This window comes from Streptomyces sp. NBC_00080 (assembly GCF_045041255.1).
GTDB classification, from domain to species: domain Bacteria; phylum Actinomycetota; class Actinomycetes; order Streptomycetales; family Streptomycetaceae; genus Streptomyces; species Streptomyces coriariae.
Genome location: NZ_CP108235.1, coordinates 3,378,968 through 3,391,444, shown reverse-complemented (window position 1 = coordinate 3,391,444; position 12,477 = coordinate 3,378,968). Strand labels below are relative to the sequence as shown.

The 12,477-nt window shown below is 73.2% G+C and carries 10 protein-coding genes and 1 pseudogene; 6 read left to right on the top strand and 5 right to left on the bottom strand.

What is annotated here, in order from left to right:
• Positions 1 to 22 precede the first annotated feature (22 nt).
• The gene (locus tag OHU34_RS14840) at positions 23 to 2,800 is read right to left on the bottom strand and encodes a DEAD/DEAH box helicase (protein ID WP_200839794.1); all 2,778 of its coding nucleotides are present in this window, start codon (positions 2,798 to 2,800) and stop codon (positions 23 to 25) included.
• A 501-nt stretch (positions 2,801 to 3,301) separates the two neighbouring features.
• On the opposite strand from OHU34_RS14840, the gene OHU34_RS14835 reads away from it, so the two are divergent.
• On the top strand, positions 3,302 to 4,039 hold the full coding sequence (locus tag OHU34_RS14835; protein WP_020130833.1) for a ferritin-like fold-containing protein: 738 nt from the start codon (positions 3,302 to 3,304) through the stop codon (positions 4,037 to 4,039).
• Between the two features lie 79 nt (positions 4,040 to 4,118).
• Here the strand turns inward: OHU34_RS14835 and OHU34_RS14830 are convergent, their stop codons facing one another.
• The 4 genes from OHU34_RS14830 to OHU34_RS14815 form a co-directional block, all read right to left on the bottom strand.
• The gene (locus OHU34_RS14830; RefSeq protein ID WP_020130832.1) at positions 4,119 to 4,388 is read right to left on the bottom strand and encodes a hypothetical protein; all 270 of its coding nucleotides are present in this window, start codon (positions 4,386 to 4,388) and stop codon (positions 4,119 to 4,121) included.
• Between the two features lie 262 nt (positions 4,389 to 4,650).
• Positions 4,651 to 4,878, bottom strand: a complete 228-nt coding sequence (locus OHU34_RS14825; RefSeq protein WP_020130831.1) for a DUF3107 domain-containing protein — start codon at positions 4,876 to 4,878, stop codon at positions 4,651 to 4,653.
• A gap of 146 nt (positions 4,879 to 5,024) precedes the next feature.
• Entirely contained in the window at positions 5,025 to 5,666 is a 642-nt protein-coding gene (locus OHU34_RS14820; protein ID WP_020130830.1) for a TetR/AcrR family transcriptional regulator, read from the bottom strand.
• A gap of 180 nt (positions 5,667 to 5,846) precedes the next feature.
• Positions 5,847 to 6,065 (bottom strand): hypothetical protein, encoded by a 219-nt coding sequence (locus OHU34_RS14815; RefSeq protein ID WP_142266076.1) that lies wholly within the window; start codon positions 6,063 to 6,065, stop codon positions 5,847 to 5,849.
• 241 nt (positions 6,066 to 6,306) lie between these two features.
• On the opposite strand from OHU34_RS14815, the gene OHU34_RS14810 reads away from it, so the two are divergent.
• The 5 genes and pseudogenes from OHU34_RS14810 (at position 6,307) to OHU34_RS14790 (ending at position 12,408) form a co-directional block, all read left to right on the top strand.
• Positions 6,307 to 7,278 (top strand): alpha/beta fold hydrolase, encoded by a 972-nt coding sequence (locus tag OHU34_RS14810; RefSeq protein WP_405766723.1) that lies wholly within the window; start codon positions 6,307 to 6,309, stop codon positions 7,276 to 7,278.
• A 7-nt stretch (positions 7,279 to 7,285) separates the two neighbouring features.
• Complete coding sequence (locus OHU34_RS14805) at positions 7,286 to 8,683, top strand: DUF3152 domain-containing protein (protein ID WP_142266078.1); 1,398 nt, start codon at positions 7,286 to 7,288, stop codon at positions 8,681 to 8,683.
• A gap of 24 nt (positions 8,684 to 8,707) precedes the next feature.
• Positions 8,708 to 9,157 (top strand): annotated as a pseudogene (locus tag OHU34_RS14800) (ATP-binding cassette domain-containing protein); the annotation flags it as partial.
• A gap of 213 nt (positions 9,158 to 9,370) precedes the next feature.
• Complete coding sequence (locus OHU34_RS14795; RefSeq protein ID WP_405766721.1) at positions 9,371 to 11,152, top strand: DUF3492 domain-containing protein; 1,782 nt, start codon at positions 9,371 to 9,373, stop codon at positions 11,150 to 11,152.
• Positions 11,149 to 12,408, top strand: coding sequence for a hypothetical protein (locus tag OHU34_RS14790; RefSeq protein WP_230194726.1), 1,260 nt, complete (start codon positions 11,149 to 11,151; stop codon positions 12,406 to 12,408). The genes OHU34_RS14795 and OHU34_RS14790 overlap by 4 nt, the downstream gene beginning before the upstream one ends.
• Positions 12,409 to 12,477: the final 69 nt, after the last annotated feature.

The window sequence follows — 12,477 nt, the reverse complement described above, 5'->3', positions numbered from 1 at the left end:
GCCGTCATGCCATGCCGGTGGATCAGCCGTCCGCAGGCTCCGCGGCAACCGTCGCCTTGCGGGTGCGACGCACCCTCGGCTTCGCCTCCGCCGTGTCGACCGCGGTCTCGGCCTCGGCCGGGGCCGGGGTGGTGGCGGCGGTCTTGCGGGTGCGGCGCGGCTTGGTGGCTTCCGCTTCCTGGGTGGCCTGGGCCGGGATGTCGGCCGTGCCGGCCGCCGTCTCGGTGGCCTTGCGGGTGGTGCGGCGGCGGGGCTTGGCCTCGGTCGCCTCGGCCGTGTCGACGGCTGCTTCGGCCGGGGCCGCGGCTGCCGTCTTGCGGGTGCGGCGCGGCTTGACCGCGGCGGCGGCCGCCGCGGCGGCCGCCGCGATCGGCTCCGTCGCCGTGGCGGCGGCCTTGCGCGTGCGGCGCGGCTTGGCCTCGGTGGTCTCGACCGTGTCGACCGCGGCCTCGGCCGGAGCCGCTGCCTTGCGGGTGCGGCGCGGCTTGGCCTCGGGCTCGACGGCCGCGGGGGCCTCGACGGTCGCCGTCGCCGTGGCGGCGGCCTTGCGCGTGCGGCGCGGCTTGGCCTCGGTGGCCTCGACCGTGTCCGTCGCGGCTTCGGCCGGGACCGTCGCCTTGCGGGTGCGGCGGCGCGGCTTGGCCTCCGTACCCTCCGCCGTGTCGACCGCGGTCTCGGCCTCGGCCGGGGCCGGGGTGGTGGCGGCGGTCTTGCGGGTGCGGCGCGGCTTGGTGGCTTCCGCTTCCTGGGTGGCCTGGGCCGGGATGTCGGCCGTGCCGGCCGCCGTCTCGGTGGCCTTGCGGGTGGTGCGGCGGCGGGGCTTGGCCTCGGTCGCCTCGGCCGTGTCGACGGCTGCTTCGGCCGGGGCCGCGGCTGCCGCCTTGCGGGTGCGACGCGGCTTGACCACGGTCTCGGCGGCCGCGACGGCCTCCGGGGCCTCGACGGTCTCGACCACGGCTTCGGCCGGAGCCGTCGCCTTGCGGGTGCGGCGGCGCGGCTTGGCCTCCGTCGCCTCAGCGGTGTCGACAGCGGCCTCGGCGGCCGGCGACTCCGCCACCGTGACCGGTGCGGCCGCCTCGGTCTGCACGGCCTGCACGGCCTGCACGGTCTCCGCCGTCTTGCGGGTACGGCGGCGGCGCGGCGCGGCCACGGTCTCCGCAGCTGCCTGCGGAGCGGTGTCCTCGGCCGTCGCCACGGCCGCCACAGCCGCTTCCGCGACCTCGGCGACGGGCTCGACAGCCGCAGCGCCGGCCGGCACGGCCGTCACGACGGCGGCCTCGTGCGCGGACGCGTTGCGGGTGCGGCGCCGACGGCGCGGAGTACGCGGGCCTGCGGCCTCCTCCGCCACGGGCGTCGGCTCGGCCACGGGGGCCTGCTCGGCCGCCGTGGTTCCGGCGGGCGTCGCGTCGAGCGGGGAGCCGTTGCGCGTACGACGACGGCGACGGGGCGTACGCGCCGAACGCTCGCGCTCTTCGGTCTGCTCCGCGGTCCGGTCGCCGGTACGGGAATCGCTGCGGCCACCGCGGTCGTCGCGACCGCCCCGGTCACCACGGCCACCGCGGTCACCACGGCCGCCCCGGTCGCTGCGACCGCGCGCTCCGCGGCCGCCCGGCTCGCCGAGGTCCTCGAGCTCCTCCGCGTCGAGCCCGGCGCGGGTGCGCTCCGAGCGCGGCAGAACACCCTTGGTGCCCGCGGGGATGCCGAGTTCCTCGAAGAAGTGCGGAGAGGTGGAGTACGTCTCCGGCGGGTCGCTGAACTCGAGCTCCAGCGCCTTGTTGATGAGCTGCCAGCGCGGGATGTCGTCCCAGTCGACCAGCGTGACCGCGATGCCCTTGGCACCCGCGCGGCCGGTACGGCCGATGCGGTGCAGGTAGGTCTTCTCGTCCTCGGGGGACTGGTAGTTGATGACGTGCGTGACGCCTTCGACGTCGATGCCGCGGGCGGCCACGTCGGTGCAGACGAGGACGTCGACCTTGCCGTTGCGGAAGGCGCGCAGCGCCTGCTCACGGGCGCCCTGGCCGAGGTCCCCGTGGACCGCGCCGGAGGCGAAGCCGCGCTGCTGGAGCTGGTCGGCCAGGTCGGCGGCGGTGCGCTTGGTACGGCAGAACACCATGACCAGGCCGCGGCCATCGGCCTGGAGGATGCGCGCCACCATCTCGGGCTTGTCCATGTTGTGCGCGCGGTACACGTGCTGCTTGGTGTTCGCGACGGTCCTGCCCGCGTCGTCCGGCGACGTGGCGTTGATGTGCGTGGGCTGCGACATGTAGCGGCGGGCGAGGCCGATGACCGCGCCCGGCATGGTCGCCGAGAACAGCATGGTCTGACGCTTCGCCGGAAGCATGTTGATGATCTTCTCGACGTCGGGCAGGAAGCCCAGGTCGAGCATCTCGTCGGCCTCGTCCAGGACAAGCGACTTGATGTGCTTGAGGTCGAGCTTCTTCTGGCCCGCGAGGTCCAGCAGTCGGCCCGGGGTGCCGACGACCACGTCGACGCCCTTCTTGAGGGCCTCGACCTGGGGCTCGTAGGCCCGGCCGCCGTAGATGGCCAGGACGCGGACGTTGCGTACCTTGCCCGCGGTCAGCAGGTCGTTGGTGACCTGCGTGCACAGCTCACGCGTGGGGACGACGATGAGCGCCTGCGGGGCGTCGGTGAGATCCTCGGGCCGGGCGCGGCCGGCCTCGACGTCGGCGGGGACGGTCACGCGCTCGAGGAGCGGGAGTCCGAAGCCGAGCGTCTTGCCGGTGCCGGTCTTGGCCTGGCCGATGACGTCCGTGCCCGTGAGGGCCACCGGGAGCGTCATCTCCTGGATCGGGAAGGGACTGATGATGCCGACGGCCTCAAGGGCCTCAGCGGTCTCGGAAAGAATGCCGAGCTCTCGGAACGTGGTAGTCAGGGTGCTGCCTCTTCTGTGTGCGCGGTGCGAGGCGAGCGCGGGGGTCGTGTCAGGACCGTGCCGGGGGACGTCGACTGCCTCACGGGCCAGCCGTCAGGACACGGGACCTCTGCCGACGCTCTAGCGCTCGTACCGCTGAGGGGGTCCCCTCCGGGTTTCCGTACGCACAGTGCCGTACGGGCGAGGAGGGCTGTCGGGTCGGAGCCGATCGGGCCACCGACCGGGCATCCTCATACGTGCGGCCCGTCGAATATTCGGCAGGCGCATTACCACCATACCCCGGAATCGCGCACACGCGATGGCCGATTCGGTCACGTTGTGGTTGTCACAGTGCCGGGGGTGGTCCCGTACGTCTTCGTTGTCACACTGATTGACCAGGGACTTCCCCCGTGCGACGAGCGGGCTATTGTGCGCTTCATGACGACCTCTGACAAGCCTGAGAACACCGCCACCGGGATCGCCGCCCAGGACTGGACCACGGCCTCGGCCGACCCGCAGTACCGGGCGGCGGTCGTGGATCTGCTGGGTGCGCTGGCGTACGGCGAGCTGGCGGCGTTCGAGCGGCTCGCGGAGGACGCCAAGCTGGCGCCGACGCTGGAGGACAAGGCGGAGCTGGCGAAGATGGCGTCGGCCGAGTTCCACCACTTCGAGCGGCTGCGCAACCGGCTGACCGAGATCGGTGAGGAGCCGACGCTGGCGATGGAGCCGTTCGTCGCCGCGCTCGACGGCTTCCACCGGCAGACTGCCCCGTCGGACTGGCTGGAGGGCCTCGTCAAGGCGTACGTCGGCGACTCGATCGCCAGTGACTTCTACCGCGAGGTCGCGGTGCGCCTGGACACCGACAGCCGGGCCCTGGTGCTGGCCGTGCTCGACGACACCGGCCACGCCGGCTTCGCGGTGGACCGGGTGCGTGGCGCGATCGACGCCGACCCGCGGGTGGGTGGACGGCTCGCGCTGTGGGCGCGGCGGCTGATGGGCGAGGCCCTGTCGCAGTCCCAGCGGGTGGTCGCGGACCGCGACGCGCTGTCGACGATGCTCGTGGGCGGTGTCGCGGACGGTTTCGACCTCGCCGAGGTCGGCCGGATGTTCTCCCGGATCACCGAGGCGCACACCAAGCGGATGGCGGCACTGGGGCTGGCGGCCTAGGGCCTTTCCGGCCGGTCGAGTCGCGGGGGAGCGGCAGCACGGGCCCCTCCCCTCCGGCTGTCACCGGTCGTCGCCGGGCTCAGGCCGGGGCCGACCGCCGGCGGAGTCGGCCGGCCGGGCGCAACAGCAGGGAGAGCGAGGCGGCGGAGACGATCCCGGCGCCGAGGAGACTCGCCAGGGCGGTGCCGGGGCCCAGCGCGCTGTGGGTGACGAAGTCACCGAACAGGGCTCCGGCGACGCCCGTCGCGAAGACGAGGGTGCGCACCGGCAGACGGTGCGAGAAGCGGTGGACCGCCGCCCACGCGAGCACGAGACCGAGCACAGCGGAGCCGAGCGCTTCCAAGATCATGTGGGTCCCTCCCGGACGGTTGGGGCTGTGCACCAAGGTCGTAGCCCGTCATACCCGTGACCTGCGGAATGCAATCCTCCTCTGTGGCCGACTTGTGCTCCATCTGTGGAGAAGACGCCGACAGCGAAACCGGCCGGGCGCCCGACGGCGGGAATGTCCGGCGGGAATGTCCGGCGGGGATCTCCGGTGGGGATCTCCGGCGGCAGGAACGCAGGTGGGCCCGGCGACCATCTGGTCGCCGGGCCCACTCGCGTTGCTTCGCCTACAGAGCGCCGAAGCCCACCTTGCGCGGGGCGGGCTCGCCCAGCTCGACGTAGGCCAGGCGGTCGGCCGGCACCAGGACCTTGCGGCCGTGCTGGTCCACGAGGCTGAGCAGCTGCGACTTTCCGGCCAGGGCCTCGGCCACCACGCGCTCGACTTCCTCGGGAGTCTGACCGCTCTCCAGAACGATCTCGCGGGGTGCGTGCAGCACGCCGATCTTGACCTCCACGGCTATGTCCCTCCGACGGTCATGAGGTGCGCGGGCGTCCGCGCCGTACGCTGCACACATTAGCCCGGTGAGGGGACGTTCACGGCGTGGCCGTCCACGCCAGGAGCGAACAGCGGGCGGGAACAAACGGCCGGGCGCCCCCGCGGTCAGTGCTGATCGGTGCCGTGCAGCGGGAAACCGGCGATGCCCCGCCAGGCCAGCGAGGCCAGCAGCTGCACCGCCTGGTCGCGCGGCACGCTGCGGTCGCTGTGCAGCCAGGACCGCGCCACGACCTGGGCGAGGCCGCCCAGACCGGAGGCGAGCAGCATCGACTCCGCGCGCGAGAGGCCGGTGTCCTCCGCGATGACCTCGCAGATCGCCTCGGCGCACTCGGTGGTGACCTTGTCGACGCGCTCGCGCACCGCGGGCTCGTTCGTCAGGTCCGACTCGAAGACCAGGCGGAAGGCGCCGCCGTCGTCCTCGACGTAGGCGAAGTACGCGTCCATCGTGGCCCGGACCCGCTGCTTGTTGTCGGTCGTCGAGGCGAGCGCGCCGCGCACGGCCTGGATGAGCGACTCGCAGTGCTGGTCCAGCAGGGCCAGGTAGAGGTCGAGCTTGCCGGGGAAGTGCTGGTAGAGCACCGGCTTGCTGACTCCGGCCCGCTCCGCGATGTCGTCCATGGCGGCGGAGTGGTAGCCCTGCGCCACGAAGACTTCCTGGGCGGCGCCCAGCAGCTGGTTCCGACGGGCACGACGCGGCAGGCGGGTGCCTCGCGGGCGTGCCGCCTCTGTCTGCTCGATGGCTGTCACGCCGCCTCCCAAAGTGGTCCTCATGCGGTGAGCGCCGCGACGCCATCGTACTTTTCGGTAACCGTGCTGTGCGCGGTGCGCGTGCAGAATTTCACGGACTGGACGACGACAAAAGCGGTGTAAAGAGGTTTGAACCGGGATGTTACGGGCATACTCCGCCGCGCTCCAGCTCGGCCCATGTCAGCGATAGTCGTCCTCGTCGAGGGAGACGACGCGTGCCTGTTCGACGAGATCGGCTTCGTCGGCCCGGGCGGGATCCACGTCCTCCAGGGGGTCGTCGCGCTTCGGGGTCACGTCCTGGGCCTGCTCGGCGGCGTCGTTCTCCGGCGCCTCGACGTCGATCTCCCCGAAGTCGTCGTCCTCTTCGAACGTCTCCGGGTCGGTGGGGTCAACGGCCATGGTGGGCTCCCTTCGTACGAACGTCCCTGCAAGGTGCAGGGGTCACAAGCGGGTGCCCTCGGTACGAGCCTAGGAGACACCCGTTTCGGACGCCATGCGATCGCTGTGTGGAGTGCCCCCGATTCGCGCGGGTATGGCACCGGCGCGGTGCCGGGGCGGTGTGCGTCCCGCGCGCGTGCGACCCGCGCGTGTGACGGCGAACACACAAAGGCGGGCGTGATCGTCTCGTAACATTGCCGGCATGTCTTCGACCGAGCTGCCTTCCGTGCCGCCCACCAGTGTGCTGCCGAAGGCGATCGCGGTCCGGGTGGCCGAGGGCGAGCGGCTCCGGTCGGTCGGGCTGCCGGGCGTCACGCTCACCATCCGCTCCAGGCCGCCCGCGCGTGAGGGCCTCGCGCCCGCGCTGTACGTGCACGGCCTGGGCGGTTCCTCGCAGAACTGGTCCGCGCTGATGGCGCTGCTCGACGGGGCGGTGGCGAGCGAGTCCCTGGATCTGCCCGGCTTCGGCGACTCCCCGCCGCCGGACGACGGCAACTACTCCATCACGGCACACGCGCGTGCCGTCATCCGCTATCTCGACGCGGTGGACCGAGGACCCGTGCACCTGTTCGGCAACTCCCTCGGCGGTGCGGTGTCCACGCGCGTCGCCGCGGTCCGGCCCGACCTCGTGCGGACGCTGACGCTGGTGTCACCCGCGCTGCCGGAGCTTCGGGTGCAGCGCACGGCGGTGCCCACCGGACTGGTCGGGCTGCCGGGCGTGGCCGCGCTCTTCACCAGGTTCACCCGGGAGTGGACAGCCGAGCAGCGCGTCCGCGGCGTCACGGCGCTCTGTTACGGCGATCCCGGGCGCGTCAGCCCGGACGCGTTCCACCATGCGGTGGAAGAGCTGGAGCGGCGTCTTCGGCTGCCGTACTTCTGGGACGCGCTGACGCGTTCCACGCGTGGCCTGCTCAGCGCGTACACGCTGGGGGGTCAGCACGGGCTGTGGCGCCAGGCCGAGCGAGTCCTCGCGCCGACCCTCCTGGTCTACGGTGGTCGCGACCAACTCGTGGGTTTCCGCATGGCGCAGCGGGCCGCCCGTACCTTCCGTGACTCCCGCCTGCTCACGCTGCCCGACGCCGGGCACGTGGCGATGATGGAGTATCCCGAGACGGTGGCGACGGCGTTCCGGGAGCTGCTCGCCGACACCACGACCGAGACCTCGGGAGGCTGAGACCTACGTGGGACGCCACAGCCGGCGTGGACCCGCGCCCAGGAGTGCCGCCAAAGGCGGCTCCAAGGGCGCGTCGCAGGGGGCTTCTCCGGAGCCGTCCCCCCAGGGGGACCCGCGTGGCGCCCGCGTCCAGGTGCCGCCCCCGGGGTACGACGGAACCCCCTCGCACGGAGTGCCCCGCTTCCCGTTTCCCGACGGAACTCCGGCCCATGGGTTTCCGCAGGTGCGGGGCGGTCACCCCGAGCAGCGTGAGGGTGGGGGCGGCTGGGGTGACTTGAGGGGACGATCAGCGGGTACCGGGCAGCCCGTGATACCGCGTCAGCGACCCATACCCCAGGACGGTCCGCGTCAGGGCCCTCGCCAAGGTTCCCGTCAGGGCCCGCGTCAGGAGTACCTCGACGCCTTCGGCGAGGACGACGAGGACGTCTTCACGCGCGCGAGGACGCGGTCCGCCGCCACGCGCGTGCGTGAGCAGGAGCCTTACTCCACCGACACCGACCGGGAGGCTGCCTTCCGTACCACCGGCCCGGCCGCCGTCGACGGCGGCGACGCGCCGCCCACCGGCGAGCCCGCGACCACCCCGGGAGTCAAGGGGCGGGCGTTCGCCGGTATCGCGGCCGCCGCCGTCACCACAGTGCTGGCCGTCGTGGTCGCCGGACAGGTCGCCACCGGCCGGGACGACGACTCCGTCCGGTCGCAGTCCGCCTCCGGGCAGACCCGTGAGGCCGTCGACGACGACGCCGCGCGCGGGGAGGACCGGCCGAGCCCGTCCGTGTCCGCCGGTGCGCCCGGCGCCGCGGCCACGCTGACGTACGCGCAGCGGATGGACATGAAGTACACGCTCGGCGCCGAGCTCGAGGGGTCGGGAAAGTTCGACGCCGTCGCGGGCGTCGACAAGGCGCCCGGCAAGGGGCAGAAGTACACCTACCGCGTGGACGTGGAACAGGGCCTCGGGCTCGACGGCGAACTCTTCGCGCAGGCCGTGCAGAAGACGCTCAACGACGCCCGCAGCTGGGCCCACGACGGCGCCCGTACCTTCGAGCGGATCCAGTCGGGCGAGGCCGATTTCGTCATCACGCTCGCCAGTCCGGGCACCACCGCCGTGTGGTGCGCCAAGTCGGGTCTGGACACCACGGAGGACAACGTCTCCTGCGACTCGGCCGCCACCGAGCGCGTGATGATCAACGCCTACCGGTGGGCCCAGGGGTCGGAGACCTTCGGCGACAAGATGTACGCCTACCGGCAGATGCTGATCAACCACGAGGTCGGCCACCGCCTCGGCTACAGCCATGTCACCTGCGACAAGGACGGCGACCTGGCGCCCGTCATGCAGCAGCAGACGAAGTTCCTCGACCACGACGGCATCCACTGCCTGCCCAACGCCTGGCCCTATCCGGGCAGTTGAGCCTCAGAGATGGACGGGTGTCTCATGGGGCGCGTGACGGAACTGCTGGAGCGTGTGGGACTCGAAGCCGCGCACCACGACCGCTACCCGCACGAGTTCAGCGGCGGGTAGCGCCAGCGCGTGGGCATCGCGCGCGCACGCGCGGCCGACCCGCGCGTCATCGTGTGCGACGAGCCGGTCTCCGCACTCGACGTGACCACCCGGGCCCAGGTCGTCGCCCTGCTCGGCGAGCTCCGGCGGGAACTCGGTGTCGCGCTGGTCTTCGGCGCCCATGACCTGGCCGTGGTGCGCCAGGTCAGCGACCGGGTCGCGGTGATGCGGCGCGGCCGTGTCGTCGAGGAGGGGCCCGCCGACGAGGTGTACGAGTCGCCTCGGGACCCGTACACCCGGCAGCTGTTGGCCGCCGTACCGGCACTCGACCCGGCGGTCGCCGCCCGCCGACGCGCCGAACGGCGGAAGCCGGCCCTGGCCTGAGACCCGTGTGGCGCGTGTGACGTGACGTTTCGCAGTCGGATGATCTCCTAGCGCGACCGAACGCGACCCGCACGGGAAAGTTACGACCGTTCACCCCTTTTGGTGGTGCGACGGACAACCGTCCGTCGCACCACCACCTTGTCCGCATACGTTCGTCCCGCTGCGAGCCGCCGGGTCAACGGCGGCTCCCCAAACGGGAGATCGGGAGTGCGCGTGCGCATCGGACTGCTGACGGAGGGCGGCTATCCGTATCTGAGCGGTGACGCCGGGCTCTGGTGCGACCGGCTCGTGCGCGGGCTCGGGCAGCACGAGTTCGACGTCTACGCGCTCAGCCGTGCCGAACACCAGGAAGAAGCGGGCTGGGTCGAGCTTCCGCCGCAGGTCAGCCGGGTGCGTACGGCACCGCTGTGGACGGCGGAGGACGACGGCGTCGCCTACGGCAGGCGCGCGCGCCGGCGCTTCACGGAGTCCTACGGCGAGTTGGTGACCGCGCTGTGCGAGGGGGACCCCCCGGACCCTGCGGGCCCCCAGCGGGCCGCCGAGGCCGCTGAGGCGGACCGTTTCGCCAACGCGCTGTACGGCCTCGCCGAACTCGCCCGGGACGAGGGCGGCCTGGTGGGGGCACTCCGTTCGGAGAGTGCCGTGCGCGCTCTGGAACGTGCCTGCCGCGCGCCCGGCGCGCTGCGTACGGCGCGCGAGGCGCGCGTACCCGAACTGCTCGCCGTCGCCGCGCACCTCGAACGCGCCCTGCGCCCCCTCTCGCTCGACTGGTACGGGGACGAGAGCGGCGGCGACGGGGACGAGGGCCTCGGCGCGGTCGACCTGTGCCATGCCACGTCCGGCGGTGCGGCGGCCCTGCCCGGGCTGCTCGCACGGCACTTCTTCGACGTGCCGCTGCTGGTGACCGAATACGGGGTCCGGCTGCGGACGCACTATCTGAGCTCGGGGACCGGCCCCTCGCCGGCGGGGCCCGCCGGGCCCGCGCCCGCGCCGTCCGCCGAGGCGGCTCCCGCCGTACGCTCGCTGGTCGCCGCCTTCCACGGTCGGCTCGCCGCCGAGGTGTACCGACAGGCGGCGTGCGTCACCCCCGGCAACGCGCACGCCCGCCGCTGGCAGGAGCGATGCGGTGCCGACCGCGCCAAACTGCGCACCGTCTACCCGGGCATGGACGCGTCCCGCTTCGCCGAGGCGGGCGACTCCCTCGACACCGCCGATCCGCACACCCTGGTCTGGGTCGGCCGGGTGGAACCGGCCAAGGACCTGGTCTCCCTGCTGCACGCCTTCGCGGAGCTGCGCAAGCAGGAACCGCGCACCCGCCTGCGGATCATCGGCGCCGCGGCCGGGGCGGAGGGGCAGGCCTACCTCGGCCACTGCAAGGTGCTGGCCGCACAGCTCTTCCCCGACGAGGCGGACGGACCGCACGCCGTCGGTGACAACCCGGTGTCCTTCGAGGAGATCGGCGGCCCGGACGCGCCCACCCTCGCCGAGGCGTACACGGCCGGCGCGGTGGTCGTCCTGTCCAGCGTCGTCGAGGGGTTCCCGGTCGGCCTGGTCGAGGCGATGTTCTGCGGCCGGGCGACCGTGTCGACCGACGTCGGAGCGGTGGTCGAGGTCATCGGCGGCACGGGACTGGTCGTTCCGCCGCGCAATCCGCGGGCGCTCGCCGAGGCGTGCGTGGCGCTTCTGCGCGACCCGGAGCGCCGTGCACGCCTGGGCGCGGCCGCCCGCGCCCGAGCCCTGGAACTCTTCACGGTCGAGCAGAACGTCACGGCATTTCACGGCATTTACCTGCAGCTCGTCGCCAGGGCCCCGGCGCGGCGATTCCTCTTCGACGACGGCGATCCCCGTCCGTTCGCCGTCCCGGCCGAGGCGTGTCTGACGGGTCACTGGGCCGGTCCGGATGTGCGTGTCACCGCCCGCGGCGGACCGAGCTGGGCGGCGGGGCCGACGGCACGGGACACCCCGCCGATCGCCGCGAGGGAGGGTGCACGATGAGCGGGCTCGAAGAACTGGACCGGCCGGGTACGCCGGGGGAGCCGGGAACGCCGGGTACGCCGTCGCCGGGAACGCCCGCAGCGCCGGGGGCTGCGGAGGCGCCGGGGAGATCCGGGGCGCGCGTCGACGCCGGCGCCCGGGGGCGCGCACCGGCCGCTCCCCGCCGGGGTGCCGCGGACCCGGTGAAGGCCCTGATGCACCGTCACCGTGAGCTGTGCGAACGCGCCGTCGACCCGTTGGAGATCGCGGCGGGCCTGGAGGCCCACGGGGTCACCGACCGCACCGCCGCACGCTTCCGGCACCGGGACGTCTTCTCCCTCGCGGAGGAGATGTACGCGCGCGTCCCCCGCGACGGCGACGCGCCCCCGCCCCCTACGGTCACGGCGACCCCGCGGCCCCGCCTGGACCGGGCACTGCTCACCCTGCTGCCCGGCGTCCTGTGCGCCGCCGTCGTGACGGGTGTGCGCCTCACCCATGGACGCACCTGTCTGCTCGTCGCCGCAGCGGGCATCCTCGCCGTCGCCCTCGCCCTGCGTGCGGTACTGCGCCGGGGCCCGCTGAGCCCGCACCGCGGCGCCCACCCCGGCCCGCACCGGACGGGTGCCTGGACCTGCTGGCTCCTCGGCTACGCGGCCCTCGGCGACAGCCTTCTGCGTACGGCCGTCGCCGGAGGTCCCGACGGCCTGCCCGACGGGACCACGGGCGGTCACTGGCCCTTCGCCGCCGCCCCGCTGCTGACCCTCACCCTGGCCTGCGCGCCGGCCGCCTGGAGCGCCCATCTCCTCGCCGTGCATGCCCGGCGCCGCCTGGACACCAGCCGTGGTCTGGAGGAGTTCGCCGCCTCCGTACAGCCCCTGCTGCTCGGCACCTTCGCCCTGTTCCTGGGCGCGCTGGCCGCGCTGACCCCGCTGAGCGCCGCGGTCATGGGCGAGCCGGCCGACTACGGCCACACCCTCACCCTGGGCGCGCTCCTCTTCCTCGCCCGTCTCCTCACCGTGCACGGCTTCACCCACGCCCCGGCGGTCGTCCTCGGTGTCGTCGGCACGGCGGAGGCGCTCGCCCCGGCCACGGTCTTCGCGGGTCGGCTGCCCGGCTGCGGCTTCCTGGCCGCCCCAGTGGAGAGCCTGGTGGCCGCCTGGGGCCCGGCCGGTGTCCCGACCCTCGTCTGCGGAGCCGCCGCGCTGACCCTGTTGTTCCATGCGACCCGCACGCTGACCAGGGCCTCGGCCCACGCACGAACGGACCAGCCGTGCTGAAGGAACCAGCCGTGCTCAACGGACCCATCGTGCTGGATGGACCAGTCGTGCCGATCCGAGCCCGTCTTC